This window comes from Salinispora mooreana (genome assembly GCF_000379065.1).
GTDB lineage: Bacteria > Actinomycetota > Actinomycetes > Mycobacteriales > Micromonosporaceae > Micromonospora > Micromonospora mooreana.
Genome location: NZ_KB900614.1, coordinates 3,623,376 through 3,647,345 on the forward strand (window position 1 = coordinate 3,623,376; position 23,970 = coordinate 3,647,345).

At 67.0% G+C, this 23,970-nt stretch carries 13 protein-coding genes and 2 pseudogenes; 5 read left to right on the forward strand and 10 right to left on the reverse strand.

The features are described 5' to 3' along the window. On the forward strand, positions 1 to 375 hold the full coding sequence (locus tag SALPAC6_RS0117305; RefSeq protein WP_018254632.1) for a DsrE family protein: 375 nt from the start codon (positions 1 to 3) through the stop codon (positions 373 to 375). A gap of 3 nt (positions 376 to 378) precedes the next feature. On the opposite strand, the gene SALPAC6_RS0117310 is transcribed toward SALPAC6_RS0117305, so the two are convergent. Next, positions 379 to 1,230, reverse strand: coding sequence for a hypothetical protein (locus SALPAC6_RS0117310; protein ID WP_026189778.1), 852 nt, complete (start codon positions 1,228 to 1,230; stop codon positions 379 to 381). A 55-nt stretch (positions 1,231 to 1,285) separates the two neighbouring features. Next, a complete protein-coding gene (locus tag SALPAC6_RS0117315; RefSeq protein ID WP_018254634.1) occupies positions 1,286 to 1,741 on the reverse strand; it encodes a winged helix-turn-helix domain-containing protein in 456 nt (151 codons plus the stop codon). Positions 1,742 to 1,999: 258 nt separating this feature from the next. Between SALPAC6_RS0117315 and SALPAC6_RS0117320 the strand changes: the two genes are divergently transcribed. Beyond that, complete coding sequence (locus SALPAC6_RS0117320) at positions 2,000 to 6,364, forward strand: S8 family serine peptidase (protein ID WP_018254635.1); 4,365 nt, start codon at positions 2,000 to 2,002, stop codon at positions 6,362 to 6,364. Positions 6,365 to 6,579: 215 nt separating this feature from the next. Here the strand turns inward: SALPAC6_RS0117320 and SALPAC6_RS29470 are convergent, their stop codons facing one another. After that, positions 6,580 to 7,089, reverse strand: a complete 510-nt coding sequence (locus tag SALPAC6_RS29470) for a hypothetical protein (protein WP_162561480.1) — start codon at positions 7,087 to 7,089, stop codon at positions 6,580 to 6,582. Between the two features lie 5 nt (positions 7,090 to 7,094). Next, positions 7,095 to 16,916 carry a polymorphic toxin-type HINT domain-containing protein gene (locus SALPAC6_RS0117325; protein WP_026189780.1) on the reverse strand — a complete coding sequence of 3,274 codons (9,822 nt, stop codon included), beginning with the start codon at positions 16,914 to 16,916 and terminating at the stop codon, positions 7,095 to 7,097. Positions 16,917 to 17,496: 580 nt separating this feature from the next. On the opposite strand from SALPAC6_RS0117325, the gene SALPAC6_RS0117330 reads away from it, so the two are divergent. Continuing rightward, positions 17,497 to 19,512, forward strand: coding sequence for a tachylectin-related carbohydrate-binding protein (locus tag SALPAC6_RS0117330; RefSeq protein ID WP_018254636.1), 2,016 nt, complete (start codon positions 17,497 to 17,499; stop codon positions 19,510 to 19,512). 241 nt (positions 19,513 to 19,753) lie between these two features. Here the strand turns inward: SALPAC6_RS0117330 and SALPAC6_RS28020 are convergent, their stop codons facing one another. From SALPAC6_RS28020 to SALPAC6_RS0117340, 3 genes are all read right to left on the reverse strand, one after another. Beyond that, on the reverse strand, positions 19,754 to 20,545 hold the full coding sequence (locus SALPAC6_RS28020; RefSeq protein ID WP_223874229.1) for a pentapeptide repeat-containing protein: 792 nt from the start codon (positions 20,543 to 20,545) through the stop codon (positions 19,754 to 19,756). Beyond that, positions 20,535 to 20,960: a hypothetical protein gene (locus SALPAC6_RS28025; protein ID WP_080516543.1), complete on the reverse strand. Its 426-nt coding sequence runs from the start codon at positions 20,958 to 20,960 to the stop codon at positions 20,535 to 20,537. The genes SALPAC6_RS28020 and SALPAC6_RS28025 overlap by 11 nt, the downstream gene beginning before the upstream one ends. 443 nt (positions 20,961 to 21,403) lie before the next feature. Next, on the reverse strand, positions 21,404 to 21,643 hold the full coding sequence (locus tag SALPAC6_RS0117340) for a winged helix-turn-helix domain-containing protein (RefSeq protein ID WP_018254638.1): 240 nt from the start codon (positions 21,641 to 21,643) through the stop codon (positions 21,404 to 21,406). A gap of 195 nt (positions 21,644 to 21,838) precedes the next feature. On the opposite strand from SALPAC6_RS0117340, the gene SALPAC6_RS0117345 reads away from it, so the two are divergent. Next, on the forward strand, positions 21,839 to 22,243 hold the full coding sequence (locus SALPAC6_RS0117345) for a DivIVA domain-containing protein (RefSeq protein WP_018254640.1): 405 nt from the start codon (positions 21,839 to 21,841) through the stop codon (positions 22,241 to 22,243). Next, positions 22,240 to 22,435 (forward strand): annotated as a pseudogene (locus SALPAC6_RS30370) (hypothetical protein). Before SALPAC6_RS0117345 ends, SALPAC6_RS30370 begins: the two are co-directional and overlap by 4 nt. Positions 22,436 to 22,462: 27 nt before the next feature. On the opposite strand, the gene SALPAC6_RS0117350 reads toward SALPAC6_RS30370, so the two are convergent. The 3 genes and pseudogenes from SALPAC6_RS0117350 to SALPAC6_RS31305 all read right to left on the reverse strand — a co-directional run bounded on the left by SALPAC6_RS0117350 (position 22,463) and on the right by SALPAC6_RS31305 (position 23,962). Continuing rightward, a complete protein-coding gene (locus tag SALPAC6_RS0117350; protein WP_018254641.1) occupies positions 22,463 to 22,798 on the reverse strand; it encodes a DUF1416 domain-containing protein in 336 nt (111 codons plus the stop codon). Then, positions 22,795 to 23,643 (reverse strand): sulfurtransferase, encoded by an 849-nt coding sequence (locus tag SALPAC6_RS0117355; protein ID WP_018254642.1) that lies wholly within the window; start codon positions 23,641 to 23,643, stop codon positions 22,795 to 22,797. The genes SALPAC6_RS0117350 and SALPAC6_RS0117355 overlap by 4 nt, the downstream gene beginning before the upstream one ends. A 182-nt stretch (positions 23,644 to 23,825) precedes the next feature. Beyond that, positions 23,826 to 23,962: pseudogene (locus SALPAC6_RS31305) on the reverse strand (Ms5788A family Cys-rich leader peptide). Positions 23,963 to 23,970 lie beyond the last annotated feature (8 nt).

The window sequence follows — 23,970 nt, forward strand, 5'->3', positions numbered from 1 at the left end:
ATGCTGGCGCTCGTGGGCCGAACCCTCGTCGTCAAGGTCACCGCCGGTGCCGATGCCCCGGAGCGGTGCGCACAGGCGTTCACCATCGCCGCCACCGCAGCCGCCGCCGGAGTTGATGTCTCACTCTGGCTGACCGGCGAGGCGACCTGGTTCGCGCTGCCCGGCCGGGCGCAGGAGTTCGAGCTGCCGCACGCGGCGCCACTGGGCGAACTGCTGTACGTGATCCTGACGACGGGCCGGGTGACCGCCTGTACCCAGTGCGCGGCCCGTCGGGACATCGGGCCCGGCGACGTGCTGTCGGGCATCCGGATCGCCGGTTCGGCGGTCTTCCTCGAGGAGGTCATGGCCGAGGAGGCCCAGGCGCTCGTCTATTAGGCCTCACCCCGCACAGCCGCTGGAGAGCATCAGGTGCAGCTGGTCGCCGGTGGCGTCGGCGACGATCAGATCGCTGCCACTGCGGTAGGCGTACACCTCGGGGGTGTCCACCACAGCGGTGCCGGGGGCGGCCAACGGAGCCAGGGCGCTCAACGATGCCGGCTCGGGGCCGACCGGCACCCGCTCGGTCCAGGCCTTCGCGCCGCCCGGGCACGATGTCCAGATCCGATCCACCTGCTCCGGCACGGGGCGGCCCAGCGCCTGCAACGCGGCACGCAGCGCTGGTTCGGGCGGGATCCCGGGCAGCGGATCGCCGGCCGCGGCGTCGGTCGGGCGACAGCCGGTCAGCACCTCGAACCGAACCCGGCCCGGACTCGTCGACTCCCCCTCGACCAGGACAAACTCACCGGCGTCGGCGCGCAGCAGCGGGCCCTCGGCGGCGTCCCGAACGCCGGCCGGCCACCGCTCCGGCAGCGCGTCGGCGACGCGGCTGAGCAGGTCGCGCTCACCTCCCTCGGCGACCAGAACGTCGATCCCGCGGGTCAGTTCGGCACCCGTGCTGACCGGGGTGACCCGGCAGCCCCGCACCGTGCGGGGCGGGGTCATCGCCCACGCCGTGCCGTCGAGCGCCGCGACGAGCTGGCCGACCGCCGCGTTGACCACCGGCGTCGCCTGCTCAATCGTGCGCTGCTCCCGCGCTGTCGGCTCATCGGTGCGGGCCGACCACCAGGCCAGCCCCGCCAGCAGCACCGCCCAGGCCACCGTGCCCGCGATCAGCAAGCGCCGGGCCCACGGCCGGGACGGCGGGCGATCAGGCCCGGAGGGTGGGGCGTACCCCGGATGGACGGCGCTCACCGCGCCATCGTGTCATGGCCCGGACCCGGCAGCAGCCGCCGCCGGGGCGGCCACCTCACCCGCCCGAGTCGTCGGAGCCCAGGACAAGCCGGTAGCCGACCCCGCGCACGGTCAGCACCCGTGGGCCGCCGGAGAGCAGGCGCAGCTTGCGCCGGAGCCGCTTGATCGCCGAGTGCAGGATTGCGGTGTCGCCCAGGTAGGCGCCGCCCCAGACCGCGGCGAAGAGTCGCTCATAGCTCCAGAGCCCGACCGGCGGGGTCACCAACCGGGTCAACAACCGCCGTTCGGTACGGGTCAGCGCCAGTGGGCACCCCCGCCAGGTGACCACATGCCCCGGCGGATCAACCACCAGCTCGCCGTAGCTGACCGGGGTCTCCGGTGGACCGGTGCCCCGCTCCTCGGTGGCGGACGGTTCAGGAAAGAGCATTGCCCGCAGCTCCGCAAGATCAGCACAGCTCAGCACCGGCCCCACCCCGTCGAGCCGACGCAACACGCGCTCGCGCACGGCCATGTCGGGGCTCACGCAGACCACGATCGGACCTTTCCCCTCAGACACGCTGCCTCCCCAGGCACCCGCGTTGACGTGACGGGCATCACCCCGTCGAGATGATGTGCGGCTGAACACCGAGTCAGCGTACGGCCAGAAGCGCGCCCAGTCACTGATCGAATACTGACCGAGACAATATATTGATCAATGTCGGTCTTTTCACGAGCATGGCTGGCGCGGGCTCGGAACAGCCCGGGCCCCCCGTGGACATGGGGAGGACACGTGTTCGTACGACCATCCGCGCGGTCACGCCTGGGGCGTCTGGCTGTCGCGTTCGGGGCGCTGGTGCTGGGGTTGAGCGCCCAGCCCGCGCTCGCCGCGTCACCGCCCGGCGCACCAGAGCGGGCAACCGTCGCACCCGAGCTGCTGGACACCAGCGACAGCACCAGCTTCCTGGTCTTCCTACGGGAAACCGCACCACTCGCCAGCACCGCGACCCTGCACAAGCCCGACGACCGGGCCCGCGCGGTCCACCAACTCCTGACCGACACCGCCGCACGCACCCAAGCCGACCTGCTGCGGCTGCTCGATGCGCGGAAGGCGGAGCACACGTCCTACTGGATCGCCAACGCCATCCAGGTCCACGGCGACGGGGCCCTGATCGACGAGATCGCGAACCGACCCGAGGTCGAGCGGATCGAGCCGATCCGCAGCCGCCCGCTGATCGAGCCGACGCCAGCCGAGGCCGAGGCCCGCATCGACGCCGTCGAGTGGGGCATCGCCGAAATCGGTGCGCCCCAGGTGTGGGACGAGTTCGGCGACCGCGGCGAAGGCATCGTGATAGCCAACATCGACACCGGCACGCAGTACGACCACCCCGCCCTCGTCAACTCCTACCGGGGCAACCTCGGCGGCGGCAGCTTCGACCACGCCTACAACTGGTTCGACCCGACGGGCATCTGCTCCGACTCGGAGCCCTGCGACAACAACGACCACGGCACGCACACCATGGGCACGATGGTCGGTGACGACGGGGGCGACAACCAGATCGGCGTCGCACCGGGTGCCCGGTGGATAGCGGCGAAGGGCTGCGAGTTCACCACCTGCTCGGACCCCGCGCTACTCGCCTCCGGCCAGTGGATCCTGGCCCCGACCGACGCCAACGGCGAGAACCCCCGCCCTGAGCTGCGCCCCGACATCGTCAACAACTCATGGGGTGGCGGTCCCAACGACCCCTGGTACCAGCAGACCGTCGAGGCGTGGCGGGCCGCCGGGATCCTCCCGGTCTTCTCCTCCGGCAACGCCGGCCCGAGCTGCGGCAGCGCCGGCTCCCCCGGAGACTACGAGAGCTCGTACGCCGTCGGGGCGTACGCGTCGAGCGGCGCCATCGCCAGCTTCTCCGGCCGTGGCTCCGGTACCGAGCTGCTCAAGCCGAACATCGCCGCGCCCGGGGTCTCCGTGCGCTCCAGCATCGCTGGCGGCGGATACGCCGCGTTCAGCGGCACCTCCATGGCGGCCCCACACGTCGCCGGCACGGCGGCCCTGATCTGGTCGGTCGCGCCCAGCCTCCGCGGGGATCTACCGGCGACCGAGGCGCTGCTGGACCGCACCGCCCGCGATGTCGATGACACGAGCTGCGGCGGGACCGCGGCCGACAACAACGTCTTCGGCGAAGGCCGGCTCGACGCGTACGCGGCGGTCAACGAGGCCCCCCGCGGCCCGGTCGGGCGGGTCACCGGCACGGTGACCTCAGCCGCTGACGGCGAGCCGATCGCCGGGGTGACCATCGACGACGGCACCCGCGACACCACCACCGGCACCGACGGCCGGTACTCGCTGACCGTGCCGGCTGGCGAGACCACGGTGACGGCCACCGTGTACGGCTACGAGTCGCAGTCGGACACCTTCGTGGTGGACGAGGGCGGGGCGGTTACCCGAGACTTCGCGCTCGTCCCCCACCCGGTGGTCACGGTGAGCGGTCAGGTCACCGACGGCTCCGGGCACGGCTGGCCGCTCTACGCCCGGATCGACATCGCCGGAAAGCCGGGCGACCCGGTCTTCACCGACCCGGTGACCGGAGAGTGGTCGACCACCGTGCCCGGCAACAGCACCTACTCGATCACCGCCACCCCGCAGTACCCGGACTACCAAGCGGCGACTCGGGAGGTACCGGTCGGCAGCGACGCCACCACCGTCGACCTCGCCGTTCCGGTCGACGCAGCCTGCACAGCCGCTGGCTACAACGGCAACTACGGTGACCCCCTCCTGACCGAGGACTTCGCCGACACCACCACGCCGGAGGGCTGGTCGGTGGTCAACCGCACCGAGGACGGCGGCTGGACCTTCGAGGACCTCGGCGGGCGAGGCAACCTGACCGGCGGCAGCGGCGGATTCGCGATCATCGACAGCGATGCGCTCGGCGCCGGCGGCAAGAGCCAGGACACCGACCTGGTGAGCCCGACGCTGGATCTCTCCGAGACCGACGCACCGGTGCTGCGGTTCAACAGTGACTTCTGGGCGCTCGGCAACGGCGACAGCGCCGACATCGACGTCACCACCGACGGCGGCGAGACCTGGACCAACGTCTGGCACCAGACCAGCAGCCTACGTGGGCCGCGGGTTGAGGAGGTGCCGTTGACGCCGGCGGCCGGCGCGGCGGAGGCCCGGGTACGGTTCCGCTACGCCGGCAGTTTCTCCTGGTGGTGGCAGGTTGACGATGTCGTCCTGAGCAACCGGGACTGCAACCTGGTGCCCGGTGGTGTGGTGGTCGGCACCACCACCGACCTGAACACCGGCGAACCGATCAACGGCGTCACCGTGACCAGCGTGGATCAGCCCGAAGACCGGGCGGTCTCGGCTGGCACGCCGGACGACCCAGCGGAGTCGGACGGCTTCTACTGGCTCTTCTCCAGCCTCACCGGCACCCACCCGTTCACCGCGGAGCGGACGCCGTACCCGCTGGCCACCCAGGACGTGACGATCACCGCCGACGAGGTGCGGCGGGCCGACATCGCGCTGGCCGCCGGAGAGCTCACGGTCACCCCGGCCGAGGTGGAGTCACACCAACCGTACGGCAGCACCCGGAGCACCCAGGTGACGGTGAAGAACACCGGCACCGCCCCGGCCAACGTCGAGGTGTTGGAGCGGGCCGGCGAGTTCGAGCTGTTGAACCAGCCGGGAGCCCCGCTGCGCGAGGTCACGGTGAAGGGCATCAGCACGGCACAAACCGGGACCCGGTACGGTGGCGCGCTGGCCGAGACCGGCCCATCGGCGGACGACGCCTGGACCCGGGTCGCGGACCTGCCGGCGGCGATCTTCGACAACTCCGCCGTCACCCTGGACGGCAGGGTGTACTCGATCGGCGGCGGCACCGGTAGTGGGCTGGAGAGGAAGGTCTGGGTCTACGACCCGGACGCCGACTCCTGGTCCGAGCTGCCGGAGCTGGCCGGTTCGAGGGCGAAGCCGGGCGTCGCGGCGGTCGGCGGCAAGATCTACGTGACCGGCGGGTGGGCCGACAACGGCAACCCCGACGCCACCGTGGATGTCTTCGACCCGGACACCGAAAGCTGGAGCCGCCTGGACGGGGTGACCAATCCCGCACCGGTCGCCGCCGCTGGGACCGCCGTCGCCGGGGACAAGATCTATCTGGTCGGTGGCTGCACCGACGGCGCCTGTACCGCCTCGGACGAGACGGTGGCGTTCGACCCGCAGACCGAGACCTTCACCACCCGTGCCCCCTACCCGCACCCGGTTTCCTGGATGAGCTGCGGTGGCATCGGCGACCAGGTGTACTGCGCCGGCGGCACCGGCGGCAGCGACTACACCGACGCGCACCGGTACGACCCGGCGTCGGACACCTGGAGTCAGGTCGCGGACATGCCGCTGGACCTGTGGGGCTCGTCGTACACCGCGGCCGGCGGGATGCTCGTGCTGGCCGGCGGAGTCACCGGCGGCTCCACCACGGTGACGAACCGGACGATCGCCTACGACCCGGCGTCCGCAACCTGGCAGGACCTGCCGAACACCGAGTTCGGCCGGTACCGGGGGGCCGCCGCCTGTGGCACCTACCGGATCGGCGGCTCACCCAGCGCGTTCGTCGGATCGGCAGAGGCGGAACGCCTCGGCGGGCTGGAACTGTGCGCCGAGGAGGCGGAACTGCCGTGGCTGAGCACCGCACCGTCCAGCTTCACGCTGGAGCCGGGCGAGTCCCGCAAGGTGAAGGTGACGCTCACGGCCACCGCTGAGGCCGGGGTCGAGCAGCCCGGTCGCTACAGCGGCGAGCTGGCGTTCACCGCCGACACGCCGAACCAGGTCCCGCCAGTGCAGGTGGAGATGAACGTGTCTCCGCCGAAGAGCTGGGGCAAGCTGCAGGGCACGGTCACCGGAGTGACCTGCGGCGGGGAGACGGCCGGCGTGCCGGCCACCGTCCGGGTGAACGCGGCCGGCAGCGGCGCCGGCTTCACCCTGACGGCGGACGCCTCTGGCAAGTACATGGTCTGGCTGCCCAAGGGCCGCTACGACGTGATCGTCGCCAAGGACGGTTGGGTTCCGGAGTTCGACCGCATCCGGGTCACGGCAGGGTTCGTCGCCACCCTCGACTTCAGCCTGGAACCGTCCGCGGACTGCACGAGAGCAAGCGGCATCTGAGTAGGTCGGTGGCCGGTGACCCGAACGGGTCACCGGCCACCGACTCCGACGGGCTAGCGTGAACCGGCCAACGACCGGCGCCCCACCCCTTCCGGGTGGGGCGCCCTCGTGCTCTCACTGCAGGGCAGTCGCTACTTCCCGCCACAGTCATCAGTGACACCTTGATCAGGCCCGTGAAGAATCAGGGTTGATTCGCCTCGTTACAGCGCTGTGCGCTACCAATTTCGGACAAACCGAAACCCGCCCTTGTCGTCACCTTCTTCGTAACCCATGGCCTGGATCGTCCTATCCTCCGGCGACCTGCGCAGGAAGTCAAGTAAGCCAATCGCACGACCTCCGGAAAGATCATTCGCCGCAGCAAACTCCGAATTGGGATCGTGGCCGATCATCTCAGAGGCTCGATATAGTAATGAAAGCGCAGCCAGCGACTCTCGCAGATCGCCAGTAATTGCCTGAGCAATCGCTGCAGCCAGGATGCCGGCGCGAAGCTCGCGTGCATCCTGATGACGAACCGCGATGGACGCGGCTCGCTCCGCGAACGCGTTTAGAACCCGGTCAGCATCACCTGGCATAAGCCGCTTGACCTGCTCAAGTGAAGCGCTGTCTGCCGCGCCTAGCAGCAGGTCCCGAATCTGGCGGTCCCTGGCCGACGGCAGGGTATCGCGGCCATAGTTCACGTTCTTGCTTAGCTCAAGAAATGAAAATGACTGTTCATCGAGGTTCATAACGATCAACTCCTTGGGGGGCGCAGATAGTCCCCATCCCACTTGTAGCCAGCGCCTGTCAGCATTTTCAGTTCCCGAGCCAAGACGGTCTGTCGACCGTTAGCCGCGTCCCACAGGTTTCGGTGTGTCAGTGGGGATGCGACGTACACATCCTGCTTATTCTTAATAACCGCATTCACCCATGCATCATTCTTTGTGATGGTCCAGTCCGGGATGTTGAGAACATCGTGGCTCGCCCAGTCGCGGGCCACGGCAGTGTCCTCAAGACGACCGACAACTGCAGTGTTTCCTGCCTTCGGAGCTCCAGCACCAAGGATTGTGCAGTTGTGGACCAACACCGGTGTGCTACCGGCAACCACATAGTACGTGTGGAGGCCGTCAACGGTGAGGTTGTAGACCTGCTGGTGCTCAGTCCACTTACGGACGGCCACCACCGTGGCCGGCCGGTGGTCCGCGGTTTCAAACTCATACCCGGGTTCGAGATCCCTCGCCTCGACCCAACGACCGTCGCCGTACTCCCAGAAGGGGTGACCGTCGGTGGCGGTGAGCTTCGCGGTTTGGTCGCCCGCATCACCATCGGTGTCGACAGTGATCTCGACCAGGTCCTTACTACCGGCACCTACGATCAACGCGGTGACGACACGCGCCTCGGTCCGGCCGGTGGTGGGGTCGGTGGCGAGTACCCGGTCACCGATACGGACCTCACTGATCGCTCTACGACTACCGTCGGCCAGCAAGACTCTGGTACCCGAAGTGAAGCTGTTGGTCCGGCAGCCCCTGTTAAATTGGCGTCCGGCGAGACTACGGACCTTCGACGCACCAGCGCCGATTGCTCTGCCGCCAGAAGCCAGGAGATTTCCCCCGACGTTGCCGGCCGCCCGCAGGCCGCCGCCGAGGGCGCGGACTCCCGCGCCGATCGCTCGGCCGGCGATGGGGCCGAGGGCGCCGCCGACCGCACCGAACGCAGCACCCGTCGCCACCTCGCCGAGCAGGTCCGAGCCGCGCTTTCCGATCACGCTGCCGGTGACGGCCGAGCCGACCGCACCCGCGAGGGCACCACACGCCACCGCGCCGACGCCGGTCCAGCCGATCGCCATACCGCAGCCAACACCGACTGCGACGCCGGCCGCGATGCCGGCGATCTCGGCGGCATGGTCCTCGACGAACTGGGTTGACTTGTCCCATACGTCAGTTACGCCCTCGACCAGCGGCGCTACTTTCTCCGCTGCCGCGTTCAGGAGCTTCTCTCGGAACTTTTCCGGGTCCTTGATGGCCTGGGCGGTGACCGAGACGACACTGGCCGCGACTTTGGCACCGGCAGAAACCAGTTCTTTTGCTGCGATCAGAGGTTTTGTCAGCGCTTGAACAACCGGCAGTTTGGTGAATTTGACCAGCTTTTCCTGCGCTGCCTTGGCTGCCCGCGTAACCTTGGCCTTGACTTCATGTGCGGCGGCCCTGGCCTGTTCCTTCGCCCAGTCGCCGAGCTTGCCGTCCTGGTAGGCCGCGTAGCCCTCTCTCGCCTTGTTCTTAACCGCGTGGATCTTATCGCTAACCCAGGTCTTCGCCGCGGTAAGGGCTGATTTCACACGGTTGTACTGCTTCGTAACCCAGGTGCGTGCATTCTCCCACAGCCTGGACCCCCAGCTCTTTGCAGAATTCCACGTCCGGCCCACAGCCTTCTTGGCGGACTTCCACTTGTTGGATACCCAGCTACTTGCTTTCTTGACAAAGCTGGGCCAGTGGCCGTCGGGGTCGTAGAAGTCGAGTGGGGCGCCAGCACCGTAGCCGTACCGGTTGGCCAGAATCGAATCCCCAGCGGCGTAGGTGACGCTGTCCCGCGAGGTGAACGAACCGGTACCGGGGTCGTACCAGCGGGCACCCATGTCGACCTGGCCGGTGTCTGGATCGGTCCAGTCACCCTGGAAGCCCAGGTTGCCGGTGTCGCCGACGCTGTCGATCTTTTGACCGAACGGATCGTAGGCAGTCGAGTCGTTGAGTGCGGCGAGCTCGGTGTTGGCCGGGTCGAAGGCGGCCACGACATCGCCGTGCACGTCGGTCAGGGACAGCCGTTCGTTGTTGCCCTGGCCGGTGGCGAGCAGTTCCCCGCCCGGTCCGCGAGCGAAGTACTCCACCCCGTCGTGGACCACCTCATCCCCGAAGCCGGCGTAGGTGAAGGTCGTCCCGGTACGGGAGGTCACCCGGTCCAGGCCGTCGTAGGTGTAGGTCTGCTCGTCGGCCTCGGTGAGCCGGTCGAACGCGTCGAACGAGTACCGCTCGGACAGGCCGGAGCTGGTCCGGGTACTCAGGGTGCCGCGGGCGGTGTAGGCATAGGTGTAGTCGCCATCGGAGAGCAGGCGGTTTCGCTCGTCGAACGTAGCGGTCTTCGACCCGGCGCTGATCCGGTTACCGCTGTCGTCCCACTCGTACGCGACCGTGCCCTCCGGGTTGGTCCACGAGGTGAGCCGGCCCGCCTTGTCGTACGTGTAGGTGTTGTCGCCCGCGCCCGCGGTGCCCGTGGTCTTCTTCTCGGTCAGGTGACCGTTCAGGTCGAAGCCGTAGGTCACTGAGGCGACGGTGGAGCCGGCGCTGTTCTGCACAGTGTCGCTGGCGACCCGACCAAAGTCGTCGTACCCGAAGGTGCGAATCCGGCCGCCGCCGTAATCGACCGTCTCCACCTCGCCGGCGGCGTCGTAGCTCAGCCGCTGTGCCTGGCCGGTGATGGAGTCGGTGATCGTGTCGAGCCGACCCTTGACGTAGTCGAAGGTGGATGTCCCGGTCAAGTCGGTCCGGGTCGTCATCCGACCGTCGTCGTCGTAGGTGAAGCTGGCGGTGCCGGACGGGCCGGCGGTGGAGAGCAGCGCCCCCTGGTCGTTGTAGGTATAGCTATTGGCACCGCCCGGGGCGCTCACGCTGGTGGGCCTTCCCACCAGGTCGTAGCTGAGTTCCCGCGCGGTGGTCGCGGTGTCGCCACCTGATCCGGTCTCGGCGGTGAGCCGGCCGCCGGCGTCGTAGGTCCGCTGCCGGCTGACGTCGCCCGGTGCGCTCAACCGGACCGCCTGACCTTCGGCGTCGTAGCCGACAGTCCAGGTGCGGTCGGCCACCGCCGGGTGGGCGGTCGTCGCCGGTTCGATCGTCGACTCCGGCAGGCCGAGCGTGTTGTACGTGTAGGTGGTCGAGTTACCCCGGCCGTCGGTGTAGCGGGTCCGGTTGCCGGCGACGTCGTAGCCGAAGGTGGTGGTGATCGACTTTTTGTCGGTCGCCGGTTCGATCTGTGTGCGTAGCCGGCTCAACGCGTCGTACTCGTACCGGGTGACGGTGCCGTACGGATCCGTTGACGAGATCATGTTGCTTGCCTCGTCGTATTCGTACGTCTGGCGGCGAAGCAGCGTCCCGTCCGCGTCCAGGCTGGCATCGCTGGCGCGGTCGCCAAACCGGTCGTACTCGATGCTGACGGTGCGGCCCAGTCCGTCGGAGGCGCGGATCTGCCGGCCCGCGTGGTCGTAGCCGAAGACCATCGACTCGCCAGTAGGCGCGGTGGTCCGGATCATGTCGCCCACGCTGTCGTAGGCGTTGACCGTCGTCGCACCCGACGGCGACACGATCGAGGTCAGGTTGCCGTAGTCGTCGTAGGCCATCTGGGTGACGAGGTTCCGGGGCGTCGGTTGCCGTTCCACGCGGGTCTGCGTGATCTGGCGGTCCAGATCATCGTAGGTGGATTCGATCCGAGCACCGGTCGGGTCGGTGACCGACAGCACTTCGCCGACGCGGGTGTACGAGTAGTGGGTCACCGCCCGGTCATCGTTGGTCGATGCCGGATCGTCCCGGGCGACAAGACGGTTGAGCTGGTCGTAGGTGAACTTGGTGGTGCCACTCGGACGGATTGCCTCGACAACGTTGCCCAGCCCGTCGTAGCTCTGTCGGGTTTCCGGGATGATCTGCTCGGAGACTCCCGGCGGCAGGTAGGCCGGGGCTAGGGTGCGCACCGGACGGCCGAGTTTGTCGTACTCGACGTGGGAGATCTGCCCGCGTGGGTCACGCGCGGCGACCTGCTCGCCGAAGGTGTTGTAGCTGAACGCGACCTCGGCGCGGGTCGTGACGGGCTCGCCGCCGTCGCTCTCCGCCGCCGCCGCCGGGCCGGTCGAGCTGACCTGCCGGCCGAGTTCGTCGTATTCGTAGGTGGTGGTGAAGGCGGCCTTATCGGCACCGCTCACGTTGCCCCGGGGGTCGGTGGCGCTCAGTCGCAAGCCCCGCTGGTCATACGTGTAGCTGGTCGTCCGGGTCTCGCTGCCTGCCGTCACCTTCTCGGTCAGCAGGTTGCCATCATCGTCGTAGGTGTAGTCAACAGTTTCCGTGACAACCGGCACGACCCACGGCACATTGGAGGCCTTGCCGCTGCGGGTCGTCCGCGTCACGTTGCCGTTGAGGTCGTACGCCATGGTCTCGGTCCGGGTCAGCCCGGTCGGATCCAGAACGCTGGTGAGGAGCTTGCCCGCCCGGTCGTACGTGAACTCGCTCGTCCGGGTGCCGTTGGCTTCCTTCTTGAGGGTGAGGTTGCCGGCCGCGTCGTACTGGCGTTCCTCGACCACATAGTCACGCGTGGTTCCGTCCTGGTCCCGGAAGTCCTTCATCGTGATGGCGTGCAGGCGGTCGTCCCGGTAGTACGTGTACTCCAGGCGACGACCCATCGCGTCGGTGTCGCTGGCGAGTCGACCCGCGTGGTCGTACGAGTAGGCGTGCAACACCAGATAGTCGCCGGTGTCCGGGGCGGGTATGCCGTCCGGGTCGCTGCGCCAGCCGCGCAGCCGCACCTCGGCGACCTTGTTCTGAGCCGTGTACGCCCAGTCGTACCGGTTGTCGTTGGCATCCACCATGGATGTCCGGTTGCCGAACCGGTCGTACTCGTAGCTCTCCTCGTTGCCTTCGGCGTCGATCATCCGCACCGGGCGGTTGTACTCGTCGTACTCGGTGGTGACGATTCGCTCCGGGTCCTCGCCGAGCAGGTCGGCGACGGTTACCTCGGTGACGTTGCCGTCCGCGTCGTACTCGTTGGTGGTGCGCGCCTGATGCTCCGCACCGGAGATCTCCTCGGTGACTACCGGGCCAGTGACGGTCTTGACCCGGGAGTGATCGTCGTAGGTGAAGGTGGTGGTGACACCCTCGGGGTGGGAGTCCGAGACGATCTTCTCGGTGAGTTGCCGGCCGAGTGTGTCATAGGTGTACTCGCTGACCAGACCGCCTGGCTCGGTGACCCGGGCAAGGTCTCCGTTGCTGTAGTAGACGAAGCGGGTGACCTTGCCACGGGCGTCGGTACTGGTCTTGATCAGGCCGGCCGGTGGATTCCCGCCGCCAACGGCGACTTCGGCACCGAAGGTGTACGTGTGCCTGACGGTGCTTCCGTCCGGGTTGGTCTGCCGGGTTAGCTGACCGTCTATCGCGTATTCGAAGGTGGTGCGGTACTGATTGTCGGTGGGGCTGCTCGACCGGCTGTCCCTCGACTCGACGACCAGGTCCACCCGCGGGTCCAGCCGGTCGGTGATGGTGGCGGAGTAGGTGAAGTAGCGGGTATGGCACTCAGAGGTGGTACGGCAGTTCTTACGGGTCGTCAGGCGACCCTTGCTGTCGTAGGTCATCTCCACCGAGTCACCGTTTTCGTTGGTGACCTTGGTCTGGTAGCCCTTTTCGTCGTACGAGTAGCTGCGGATCGCCATGCCGTCGAGCGGATGCTCGACGAAGACCGGCCCACCGGAGTCGTCCGGAATGATGGTGCAGAAGGCAGGGTCGATAGGGTCCGGTTCCGTGCACGTCTCACCGGGCGGAGGGCCCGGCGACGGAGTTGGCTCACCCGGCTGGTCCTCCGGCCGGGTTTCCAGGCCGAGCGGAATGCCGGAGCGCAACATCTGCCCGGTCAGCGCGTCATACTCGTAGAGGTGCGGACGGTTGGCCGGGTCCAGGAGCTGGACACTCCGGCGGAGATCGTCGTCGCCGCCGTAGATGGCCGGCTGACCGATCTTCCATGTACCACCGTTCTCGTCGGTGTATTCCTTGACCCGGTCGGTGGCGGTGTCGTAGACAACCTCGCTGGCGACCTTACCGCTGGGCAGCGTGATCTTGGTGAGCTGCTGTGCGGCGGGCTTCGCGTACTCGAAGTGTGCCGCGGCGGTCTTCGGGCCAATGGGATGCGAGTAGACGGCGACCTCGTCGATCGTGCCGGCGAAGTACCGCCGAGCCGTCCACCCCCAGCCCGGCCACGAGCCGGGCGTCGTAGCCGAGGCGGCACCGACCTGGTTGAACGTCAGCAGCGAGTGTTCGATGGTCTGCCCGGTCCGCTCGCCGACCTTGACGCCGTCCAGATACATGGTCTGGACGTTGCCCATGGCAGACAGTACGACGTGGTGCCACTTGCCGTCGTTGACAGGAACGGTGGAGGAAATCGGTGCGATGGTGCCTCCGGCGAGCTGACCACGCAGGCGGCCGTCGATGCCGGTGTAGAGGATCGGCACCCCGCTGGTGGCGGCGGAGTCGAGGGCCTTGTCCTGGTAGCCGATCAGCGGGCCACCGGTCTGGGTCTTGCCGACCTTGAACCAGAGCTCGACAGCGGTGTCACGACTCTTTTTCACCAGGCCCTTGGGGAGCTCCACATGGGAGGAGGTGCCGTTGAAGGAGGCCGCGGTGTCGCCGACGCCCTCGATCACACCAGGTTGGGCAAGGGTCACGTGGTGATAGGTGGCGGAGTCCTTGCCCAGGTTGATCGCGACGTCGCTGGCCGCCGCGGTGCCCTCACCCTCCCCGAGTCGGTAGTACGAGTCCGGGCGGGCATCGAGCACTGCGGTACGGTAGTGCGAGCCCTCCGCGTACTCGTAGCTGGTGCAGGCGTCCGTCGGCGAGCACACCTTGGTGAGCAGATCGCCGCTGTAGGAGTAGGTCCAGGTCAGCGGGGCGCCGTCAATCGCGTCGGTCTTGACGGCGGTGATGTGGTCGTCGGTCCACGAGAAGTGGAGCGCTCGGCCCGCGGTGTTGGTAAAGCTGTTCGCGACCTGCGCCCGTGCCAACTTGCCGGAGAAGATGTCGTACACCAGCTTGACCGACCGGGCCATCTTGTCAGTGATCCTGACCAACTTGCCGGTCAGGGAAAACTCGTAGGTGGTGCCGGAGCGGTCGCGCAGCTTCCAGCCCGTGTCATCGAGGGTCAGCCGGGCCACCCGACCCGACGGCGCGACGTACGTCCCGTCGGAGTTCCGCCCGAACCGTACCTCCTGCCCGTCCGGGTAACGGATCACCACGTTGCCGGAGCCGTCATCGTCCGGCGTCAGCTTCATGTCGTACCGACTGGACCAGCCGGCGCCGAAGACCGCGGACGGACGCGGGTCGAGGCTGTTGTACGTGCGGAGCAGATTCAGCTCCGGCCCAACGGTCATGGCCGTGACGTCGATCGCCGAGGTACTGACGTTGCCGACCTGGGTGTCGAAATCACGCCCCCGTTCGGCGTCTGGCGATCTGGCGATCCGGGAGAGCACGTCCGGTTGGGGCACGGAGGTGAGTAACACCGAGTCGGGGGAGCGCACCTCGTTGGCGCCGTCCCTGACGTAGGCACGCCACAGGTAGGACTCGCCCCAGGACAGGCGACCGTCCGGGATCACCCACGCGTGTTCGTCGAGGTAGCCGGAGTCCGTGCAATCGGTTTCCCCGCCGTCGTCGGTACGGTCACAGACCTCGAACTTGAAGCTGAGAGTTGCCCCGGGTGGGGCGTCGGTGTCCACGGCTTGCGCCCACAGCAGCGGGTTCAGGGTGGGGGCGTGGTACCCGTTCGGTGGGTACAGCTCCTGCACCACCGGTGGCACGTCGAAGACCTGGAGCACGATCCGGCCCGGCGGGACCTGGTGATCGGTGAAGACGGCGCCGCCGGTACGCACCATGGTGAAGTCGAGGAAGTACGTTGCCGGTTCCAGCCGTTTCACCGAGGCGTCGAGGGTGACCGTGGCGCCGCGGGCGAGGGTCGACGGCAGGCTTGCCGACCGCTGCTGGGTAACGGCCTCTCCCGTCTGGGCGTTGTAGACCCGGTAGGCGAGGTAGTAGTTCGCGGGCGTCCAGTCCTCGGAGCCCCGGTTGGTGACGGTCACCTGCACGTTGCCGTCCTGGTTACGCAGGACGGGCGGCTCCGGGGTCGGGTTCGGGATCGCGTACTCGGCGTTGTAGGGCGAGTGGGTGATGTACAGCGTTGGCGCGTTGGCGGTACCGGTACCGGCAAGCCGCTTCCAGGCCGAGGAGTCGGTCGTCGAGGCCCGCAACGACAGACCGTTGTTGGCCTGTTCACCGTTCACCCACCGCTGTACCAGGTCCCGCCCGGCCGTACCAAGGTCGAACATCTCGTTGGCCGCCGGGCACGCCGACTGGGACTGCCCCAGGCCGATGTAGCCATGCGCGAACGAGCGGCTGGCGAGCGAGCTACCCACCGACGGACCGGGGTACGAGTGGCCGGTGCCCGCGGTCCACGACTCGGTGACCGGGTGGACAGTGATCTTCCGTGGCTTGCAGGAGGCCGCGTCGTAGTTGACCACGGACAGGGCGGCCCCGTGGATAGTTTGATCACGTAGCTGGTCAACCAGCCCGTTGAACGTGAGGTACGCCGCCGCGTTGGACCCACTGGCGCGTCCCACCAGCAGCTCCTGGCCTCCAGAGGTGGAGCTGCTGCCGTGCACGTACATGCTGCTGTCCGCGCCCTCGCCGGTCACCGGCGGACCCACCGTCGGGTCAACCTCGACCGGGAAGCGACGATCCGGATCGCTCAACCACGCCGAGTCCAGCGTCAGTCGCAGCGCGGGTTGATCGTCAACGTTGACGAGTTCGTAACGCACGCCGGTGGAGGTGGCAGGACCGCGATCGCCCTCACCGGCATCCACCATGTACCCGGGCGGAATGACCCCCCGTTGCACGCCGGCTTTGTCGGTCAGTACGACCTGCCCGTCAACGAGCCGGGCGGTCAGGTCGCGTAGGTGAAGCGGAAAGAGATACGAGGTCGGAGCGGTGGCGGAGTGCAGAACGAGAGTTTCCTTGACCCCGCCGGGACGCGGTTCCAAGCGCAGATCCATCTCCGGTCGAACACCGGGATAGACAATCGCGTCACCAGTGACCTGCCCGACCGTCCCGGCGGCGTCGGCGACGCTGTAGCCGAACTCGATGTCCTCGTCGAAGATCAACCGGACGAGATCGCCCGCGTCAGACCGAGGAGCCAGTCGGACCTGGGTCGCGTCCGCCGCGTTCTGCCAACCACCGTCACCGCTGGGCACCAGACTGCTGTCAATCGGTGCCCAGCTTCCGTCTGACGTCTGGTAGTTGATCGGCGCGGTCGAGAATTCGACGGTCTGGGTGCCATCGGCGTTGTGGTAGACCCGCTGGTTGGCGTCACGCTCGGCCGGCTGCTCGCGACTGGTCTTCTGGTCGAATCCCTTTGCCTCACCCGCCGGCGGCTGCTCCACGCTGGCCTTGTTGACGACCGACTTCGGCTCCTGCGCCAGGCGATGCAGCGGGTAGCGGCCGCGCTGTGTGGTCGGCAGCTCCCGATTGACCCGGCCCCGGGCAACGTGGTCGCTTCCGGTCGCCGCCGAACTCCACTTCTGGGCAGGCGCCCCAGCCGCTGCCCTGCGCCCGGCCTCGTCTCCTGCAACGGGCAGCGGCGACAGACCACTCACCCCGCCGCCGCCCAAACCGAGAGCGAGTACGCCAACCATGGCAGCAGCGACGAGAGAACGCACCGTGCCCGTGTGCAGCAGCGGAGCACGCCTCGACGGCTGTGCCGACCGGTCGAACGTACGTCGCGGACCAAAGGACATCGTCAACCCCTGGGCTGATGGATCAATTGACAGCAGGAAGACTGCGGATCAGCCTCGAGCGACTCGACCTCGAACGGTTCCGCAGTGTTAGTGCATTGCTGAAAACAGCCGAACAACGCATAAATACAGAAATTGCCAGCACATAAGCGCGCCGGGCGACACGCGACAGACAAACGTCAAGCCAGCGCGAGAACAGCCTCAAACACAGGGACAGTGTGCACACCCGCAGCGGCCATTAAAGGCAATCAGCCATTGTGAACTTCCCGTTAGCAAACCCGCTTCTTCGACTGTCCACTGCTACTCTCCGTCACCGTCCCATCTCGACTCGCCGCCGTACAATCCCAGCAACGCAGGCCATTGTCAAGGCGTCATCCGACCCACTCAACCGGGCAGGCGCACCTCCTGACGGGACGGCAATGAGGGGGCACGGTGCAGCCCCGATCGACTACCATCCAGCACGGCCAAACAAGCAGGGCCCGCAGAGCCTCCCAGTTACAAAGACCTATTACTTTATTCCACACAATCCAAGAATGCCGGCATACCGGGCAAACAGCACACACACTGAGAAAGGTGTTTGAAAATGTTCCGTCCCACACATGTTCGCAGGCGGGGAACAGTCCCCAGGCGCAGCGCACTCCGTTTAGGACTTGCGATTGCACTGATCGGCAGCGGCATCACCGTCACCGCTGGCGCACACCCCGCACAGGCGTCCGAAGATGCGTTCAGCTGCACCGGCGCGGCACAGTTCTTCAACTCCACCAGCAGCGGCACACTGACTCACCGAAAATACGAAACCCCGGGATACGACGACGGCAGCAGCGGAGAGTGGACCGCCGCCACCACCATCGGAGTCGGCTGGCAACAGTTCGGACGCGTCCTCGGGGGCCCCGACGGGCGGGTCTACGGGATCAAATCGGAGGGAATGTTCCGCTACCGGTGGACCGGATTCGGGTGGGAAAGGATCGACGGCGTACAAGGACCGCAGATCAGCTCCAGCTTCGGGTCGTACGCCGAATCAGCAAATCGCAACAAGATCACCATTGACGAGTCGGGTGACTTCTACACCATCGACGACACCGGAAGGCTTCGCTGGCACCGCTACAGCGAATCGTCAAAAACATGGACCGTCGACGGCCGAGTGATCGACACGGGATGGGACCGGTACAACCTCCTGTTCGCCACCTCCCCGGGAGTCCTCTACGCCCGCGCCGCCGACGATCGTCTCTACCGGTATCGCTTCGACCCGACGACGCAGCGATGGATCAGCTACAACCTCCACGTCGGTTCCGGCTGGGGCTACTACACCAGTATCTTCTCCGCCGGCGGTGACACCGTCTACGGCGTCCTGGACAACGGCGACCTCTACCAGTACCGCTACCGAGAAGACCTGCTCGACTGGGAGCTCGTCTTCCACAAGGCCGGCTGGGGATGGCGTTTCCCCGAGATCTTCGCGACCACGAACACCTGCCACCAGGGCGCGATCAGCAGCCCCGCGCTTCCTTCGATACCGTTGCAGCCGAACATGCCGATCGCGGCGATGCAGGCCCCAGCAGCCTCAACAGCCCTCGGCACCCTGGAAATCGCCTACAACGACAACATCGGCCAAATCCGACACGGCCGGGCTAACCCCGACGCCCTCGGCACAATCCAATGGTCAGCCCCCGCCAACATCGTGCACGTGGGCACGCCGGCCCTCGTCGCGGACGCCGAAGACAACGTAAACGTCTTCAGCCAGACCAGCACCAGCGACATCCAACGACTCACCCAGAAAGCCCCCGCCTCCCCCGACTGGAAACCCTGGCTGGAACTCGGCGGCGCAATGAAATCCGCCCCCGCCGCGATCCAACTCTCCGACGATAGCCTCGCCGTCTTCGCCTACGACACCAATGGCACCCTCTGGTCACGCCAACAAGACGGAACCACCGGCGACCTCCTACCCTGGACCTCCACCGGCGCCACCGGCCTAACCGGCACCCCAATCGCCCAAATCGGTCCTGACCGCACCGCCACCATCCTCGCCACCACCAGCACCGGCAAAGTCCAAACCGCCACCTGGCAAGCCGGAACTCTCACCACCGAATGGACCGACCTCGGCGACACCCAATTCACCGGCTCACTAACCACCACCCTCCTACCCGGATACCGAGTAATGGCCGTCGGTCACGCCACCAACGGCACCATCCAAACCCAACTACAAAACATCAACGGCACCTGGCCCGGCACCTGGACCACAATCGGCGACAACTCAATCACCCCGGACGGATCACCCAGCACCATCCTCAGCCCCACCACCGGCCGCGCCTGGGTCTTCATCCGGGCCACCGACGGCAACATCTACCGCACCCGCCACACCGCCGCAGGATCAACCACCTGGACAACCTGGGGACCCGTCACCTCCGGAGAAACCTACCCCGTCGACCCCACCGCATTCACCTGGCAAAACTCAAACGGCCACCAAATCGCCTTCGTAACCCGCAACACCAACGGCTCCATCCGCCTCTACGCCGCAGACGAGACCACCACCACCACCACCACCACGAAGACCACCACAGAACCCACATTCACCCAACACACCATCCCAACACCACACCAGTAACCAACAAACCCCGCCGGTGGCCGACAAACTCATGTGGCCATCGGCGGCCCTCCAGATCGCGGCCACATTACCTCGGTGGCGTCGAAGAGCCACCCATCGGAGTAGGCCACCGATCGTTGCCGCAGGTGTCGTCCAGCCCGGACGTCACCTGCGGCTCCAGGGTTACAGAGCCCGCAATCTCGGGCCCTCGATAGGCCGCTCCGGACCAGCGACAGCGTTCACTCGACGCCTACGTGCCCGGTCACACGACAACGGATGGGCGAATCCGGCCGCCAGCGTCTGGTAGCACGACGTAAACGCCCGGTTGATCCGGCCATTCCGCCGACCGGAACCAGATCTCCGCTGCCCGCTCGGGTGGCCAGATAGTGGCCCAATCCCACCGTGCCCCCGCGAGTGTGGTGCTGGTGAGAACGGCACCGTAGAGGTTGGCCTCGCGGAGGTTGACGCCGGTGAGGTTGGCGCGATCGAGGTTGGCCTCACGAAGATCGGCTCTGGTGAGGTCGACGCCGGTGAGATTGACTCCGCGAAGGTCAACACCGGCCAGGTTGACGCCGGCAAGGTCAACACCGGTGAGGTCGGCACCGATGAGCAGCGTGCCAGTGAGGTTGACGTCGGTGAGGTCCGCGCCGCGGAGGTCAACACCGGCGAGGTTCGCGCCCGTGAGGTCGACGTCGGTGAGGTTCGCGCCGCGGAGGTCAACACCGGCAAGGTTCGCACCGGTGAGGTCAACGCCAGCGAAATTGGCGCGGGCGAGGTTGACACCGATGAGATCAGTCTCGCGAAGGTCCCTGTTGTTGAGCTCCACGCCAGCCAGGTCGGACTTGCGGAGGTCGGCGGTGCGAGAGTCGTCCTGGTGGAGATCAGCGCTGGACAGATTTACGGTCTGTTGGCTGGCGAAGGCTGGGGTACGTCGGCTCAGGGCATCAATGAGGTGTCTTAAACGGCCAGGTCGGGCTGCTCGTGGTGAGTGAAAGGCGGGGGTGGACCGACCGAGCGCGAGCACAAGTTGGCGGCGGAAGGAGTCAGTCGACATCGGAAGAGCCCGCTTCTCCCGGGGCCCGCTTCTGGTCCTTTGCTATCGGGGGTGGTACGGATCGGGTGAGGGGTAGTGTCGAGTGGTGGTGCGGTGTGGTGGCTTCGGCTGGCGCCATGTCAACCTGGCGCAGAATCTTTTCGATCAATAGTGGTGCGGTGATGCCGAGGAGCCCGGCGGCGAAAGGGCTGGCTAGCTGCCCGTCGGCTCCGATGAGTGCGGCGAGCCCTGCGCCAGCGGCGAGCCGGAGCACGACTGAGGCCAGGTATGCGGGGAGTCCCGGCTCATCGGGGCGGTTCCATGGCAGGGTTTTCGCGCGGCGCAGCGCAGCGCCAAGTTCGAGTGCTTCCACAATAAAGCTACCTAGCAGCCCCCAGAGGGCTGACTCCATAGTGGAAAGGGGCTCGAACGACATAGGCGAACAATAGCCGCCCCCTTCCTTCTTCCACCGGTTGGCCGGCGGCTGGCAACCGGCCAACCAGCGGCTACGGGAGAACATCGAAGTCGGCGAAATCTTAGAACCCGGACTGGGGATAAATCAATGCCGGGACGATGAATGTGGTGAACGATCACACTGACAAGTAGTTCACAGTGTTAAAGTGAACGTTCGATTTGTCACCGTCTTGCGGCATAGCTCCCACAGGACTACCGCCGAGGACACGGAAGCCGGCTTTACGCTCAAATCGCCCAAGGCGCCCAAGGCGCCCTGGCGCAGCTTTCGGGCATAGCCGATGATTAGGCCAAGCAAACCTTGGTGGTAGTCCACCCCACCGCCACGCCTGTGGCACCGGCCAGTCAACAGCCAGCCGCGCGACCATCGGTTGCGCGCCTTGCCCGAGGCCGGGCGACACCGGCGGGTCAGGGTTTACGGAGCCACGTCTTCGGATCGGTCACGAAGACACCCTTGCCCTGGTGACGGTTGATCACCTCCAGCGCCTCCAGCCGTACGTTGACGAGCTGGATCGTGGACGGGCTTACGTGGTACCGCTCGCAGAGCTGAGCGATCGAGGGCAGCTTGTCCCCCGCTTTGTATCGGCCTGACCTGATGTCATCAATGATCTCGTCGGAGATCCGGATGTAGTCCGGTGTCGCTGGCATGTCACTCCTCGCGTGGCACCTCCGATTCGATCACGAGAAAGACAAGAACGACAAGTTTAAGGTGTTACTTGCCTATCTTGGCTTCCTTGTATAAGTTGAGCACCAGGTCCTCCTCGCGTGGCAACGAGTTAGGGCTCGATCCCCCGGTCGGGGTGGGCTGGGCACGGCTCACCCCGACCCGTCCGGTCAGGAGAGGTGGTTGACGTGCGTAACCCGTTCCGACGATTCCGTCGCTGGCGAGACCGCCCCGCCCCGAGCCACCCCACTGCTCGCACCGACTCGCTGATCGGTGCGAACGTGCGCCGCCCCACCGGCACCGACAGCGAGGTGGACCGCCACCGGTCGTACGCCGGCAACGCATGCGGGCACCACCGGTCGGCGACCCGCTGGCCGTTGACCCCCGAACAGGTACGCCAGCAACAGTTCCCGCAGGTCCGGCGGGGACTCGACGCATCCGAGGTGGAACTCTTCCTCTATCGGGTCGCGGCGGACCTGTCCGCGCTACAGACCGAGCTGAGGAGGACCCGGGACGAGAACATCCGGATCAAGCGGGCGCTGCGCGACTGGCAGTCCCGGTTCACCCCGGGCGTACGGGCATGAGCGCGCCCGACCGCGACGATCGACCGCGCCTCGTCGTCCATGTGACCCTGCACGCCGACGACCTTGCCGACGCGCGGCTGGCGCTGCCTGCTGCGGCCCGACCACGACGGCGGCTGTTCCCGACGGTTCCTCCAGCCCATCGTCGGCCGCGTGCGAGGCGACCGGAGGACTGCGGCCCGCAACCGGAGGTAGCGGGCCGCAGTCGGATAGCGCGTGGTGTCAGTCGACGGCGACCGGGACGATCGCCTCGTTGATGCCCCGGCGGGCGGTGAGGACAGTGTCACCGTTGCCGTGCCGGGACAGCGCACGCAGTCGCCACGTGCCTGGCGCCGCGAAGAAGCGGAACTGCCCGGCCGGCGACGTGACCACCTCGGCGGTGAACTCGTCGGTGGAGTCGAGCAGGCGGACGTAGGCACCGGTCACCGGCTCACCCGCAGCGTCGCGGACAACGCCGGTGATGACGGTCTCCTTCTCCAGGTCGAGGCTGGCCGGCAGCGGGGCGGCCTGATCCGGGGCGGCGCACCCGGCCGTGGTCGAAGCTGTCATGACGTTCACTCCTTCCCGGGCTCGTCGCCGAGCGCCACCGGCACGCCGACCAGCGAGCCGTACTCGGTCCAGGAGCCGTCGTAGTTCTGCACGTTCCGGTGGCCGAGTAGTTCCTGGAGCACGAACCAGGTGTGCGAGGAGCGCTCACCGATCCGGCAGTAGGCGATGGTCTCCCGGCTGTCGTCCAACCCGGCAGCGGCGTAGATCTCGCGCAACTCCTGGTCGGACTTGAAGGTGCCGTCCTCGTTGGCCGCCTTGGACCACGGCACGCTGATCGCGGTGGGCACGTGGCCCGCACGCTGCGCCTGTTCCTGCGGGAGGTGGGCGGGGGCGAGCAGGCGGCCCGTGTACTCGTCCGGGCTGCGCACGTCGACCAGGTTCTTCGTCCCGATGGCGGCCACCACCTCGTCGCGGAAGGCCCGGATGGTGTGGTCCGGCTCCTGGGCCACGTACTGGGTTGCCGGGCGGGACACCGCCTCGGTGGTCAGCGGGCGGGCGTCCAGTTCCCACTTCTTGCGACCGCCGTCGAGTAGCCGGACCTTACGGTGGCCGTAGAGCGCGAAATACCAGTACGCGTACGCGGCGAACCAGTTGTTGTTGCCGCCGTAGAGGACGACGGTGTCGTCGTTGGCGATGCCCCGTTCGGAGAGTAGCGCCGCGAACTGGTCCTTGTTCACAAAGTCCCGGCGGACCTGGTCCTGCAGGTCGGTCTTCCAGTCCAGCTTGATCGCGCCGGGCAGGTGGCCGGTGTCGTAGGCCGAGGTGTCCTCGTCGACCTCGACGAAGACGACACCCGGGGTTTCGAGGTTCTTCTCAGCCCAGTCGGCCGAGACGAGTGCGGTGTCACGACTCATCAGATCACTCCTGGTGAGGATGGATGGTGAGCCAGCGCGCGGGAGTTCATGGTGCGTCAGTGGTCCACCACGCGCGGGATCCATGGCTCGGATCGGATCACGGGTTCGTGCGACGGCGCCGCTGGCTGGCGCAGGCGGAGGCACCCCGTCAGGTGCGCAGGCCTGGGCGCTGGGAGGCCGCGTCAGGCGGCCGAGAACAGCCCCGCCGTCAACCGGCCGGGCGACACAGGCAGGTGGCCACACGGCACAGGTCGACCGCGCGCCGCTTGGTGAGGAACATCCCCATGGGCAGGGAGACTACCAGCGATATCGCCGCCAGCCGCGGCT

Excerpts from the sequence above, each read along its gene's own strand:
- SALPAC6_RS0117355 (WP_018254642.1), bottom strand. The coding sequence starts at position 23,643 with ATGAGTCGTGACACCGCACTCGTCTCGGCCGACTGGGCTGAGAAGAAC.
- SALPAC6_RS29470 (WP_162561480.1), bottom strand. The coding sequence starts at position 7,089 with ATGAACCTCGATGAACAGTCATTTTCATTTCTTGAGCTAAGCAAGAAC.
- SALPAC6_RS0117305 (WP_018254632.1), top strand. The coding sequence starts at position 1 with ATGCTGGCGCTCGTGGGCCGAACCCTCGTCGTCAAGGTCACCGCCGGT.
- SALPAC6_RS0117340 (WP_018254638.1), bottom strand. The coding sequence starts at position 21,643 with ATGCCAGCGACACCGGACTACATCCGGATCTCCGACGAGATCATTGAT.
- SALPAC6_RS28025 (WP_080516543.1), bottom strand. The coding sequence starts at position 20,960 with ATGTCGTTCGAGCCCCTTTCCACTATGGAGTCAGCCCTCTGGGGGCTG.
- SALPAC6_RS0117315 (WP_018254634.1), bottom strand. The coding sequence starts at position 1,741 with ATGGCCGTGCGCGAGCGCGTGTTGCGTCGGCTCGACGGGGTGGGGCCG.
- SALPAC6_RS0117330 (WP_018254636.1), top strand. The coding sequence starts at position 17,497 with ATGTTCCGTCCCACACATGTTCGCAGGCGGGGAACAGTCCCCAGGCGC.
- SALPAC6_RS28020 (WP_223874229.1), bottom strand. The coding sequence starts at position 20,545 with ATGTCGACTGACTCCTTCCGCCGCCAACTTGTGCTCGCGCTCGGTCGG.
- SALPAC6_RS0117325 (WP_026189780.1), bottom strand. The coding sequence starts at position 16,916 with ATGTCCTTTGGTCCGCGACGTACGTTCGACCGGTCGGCACAGCCGTCG.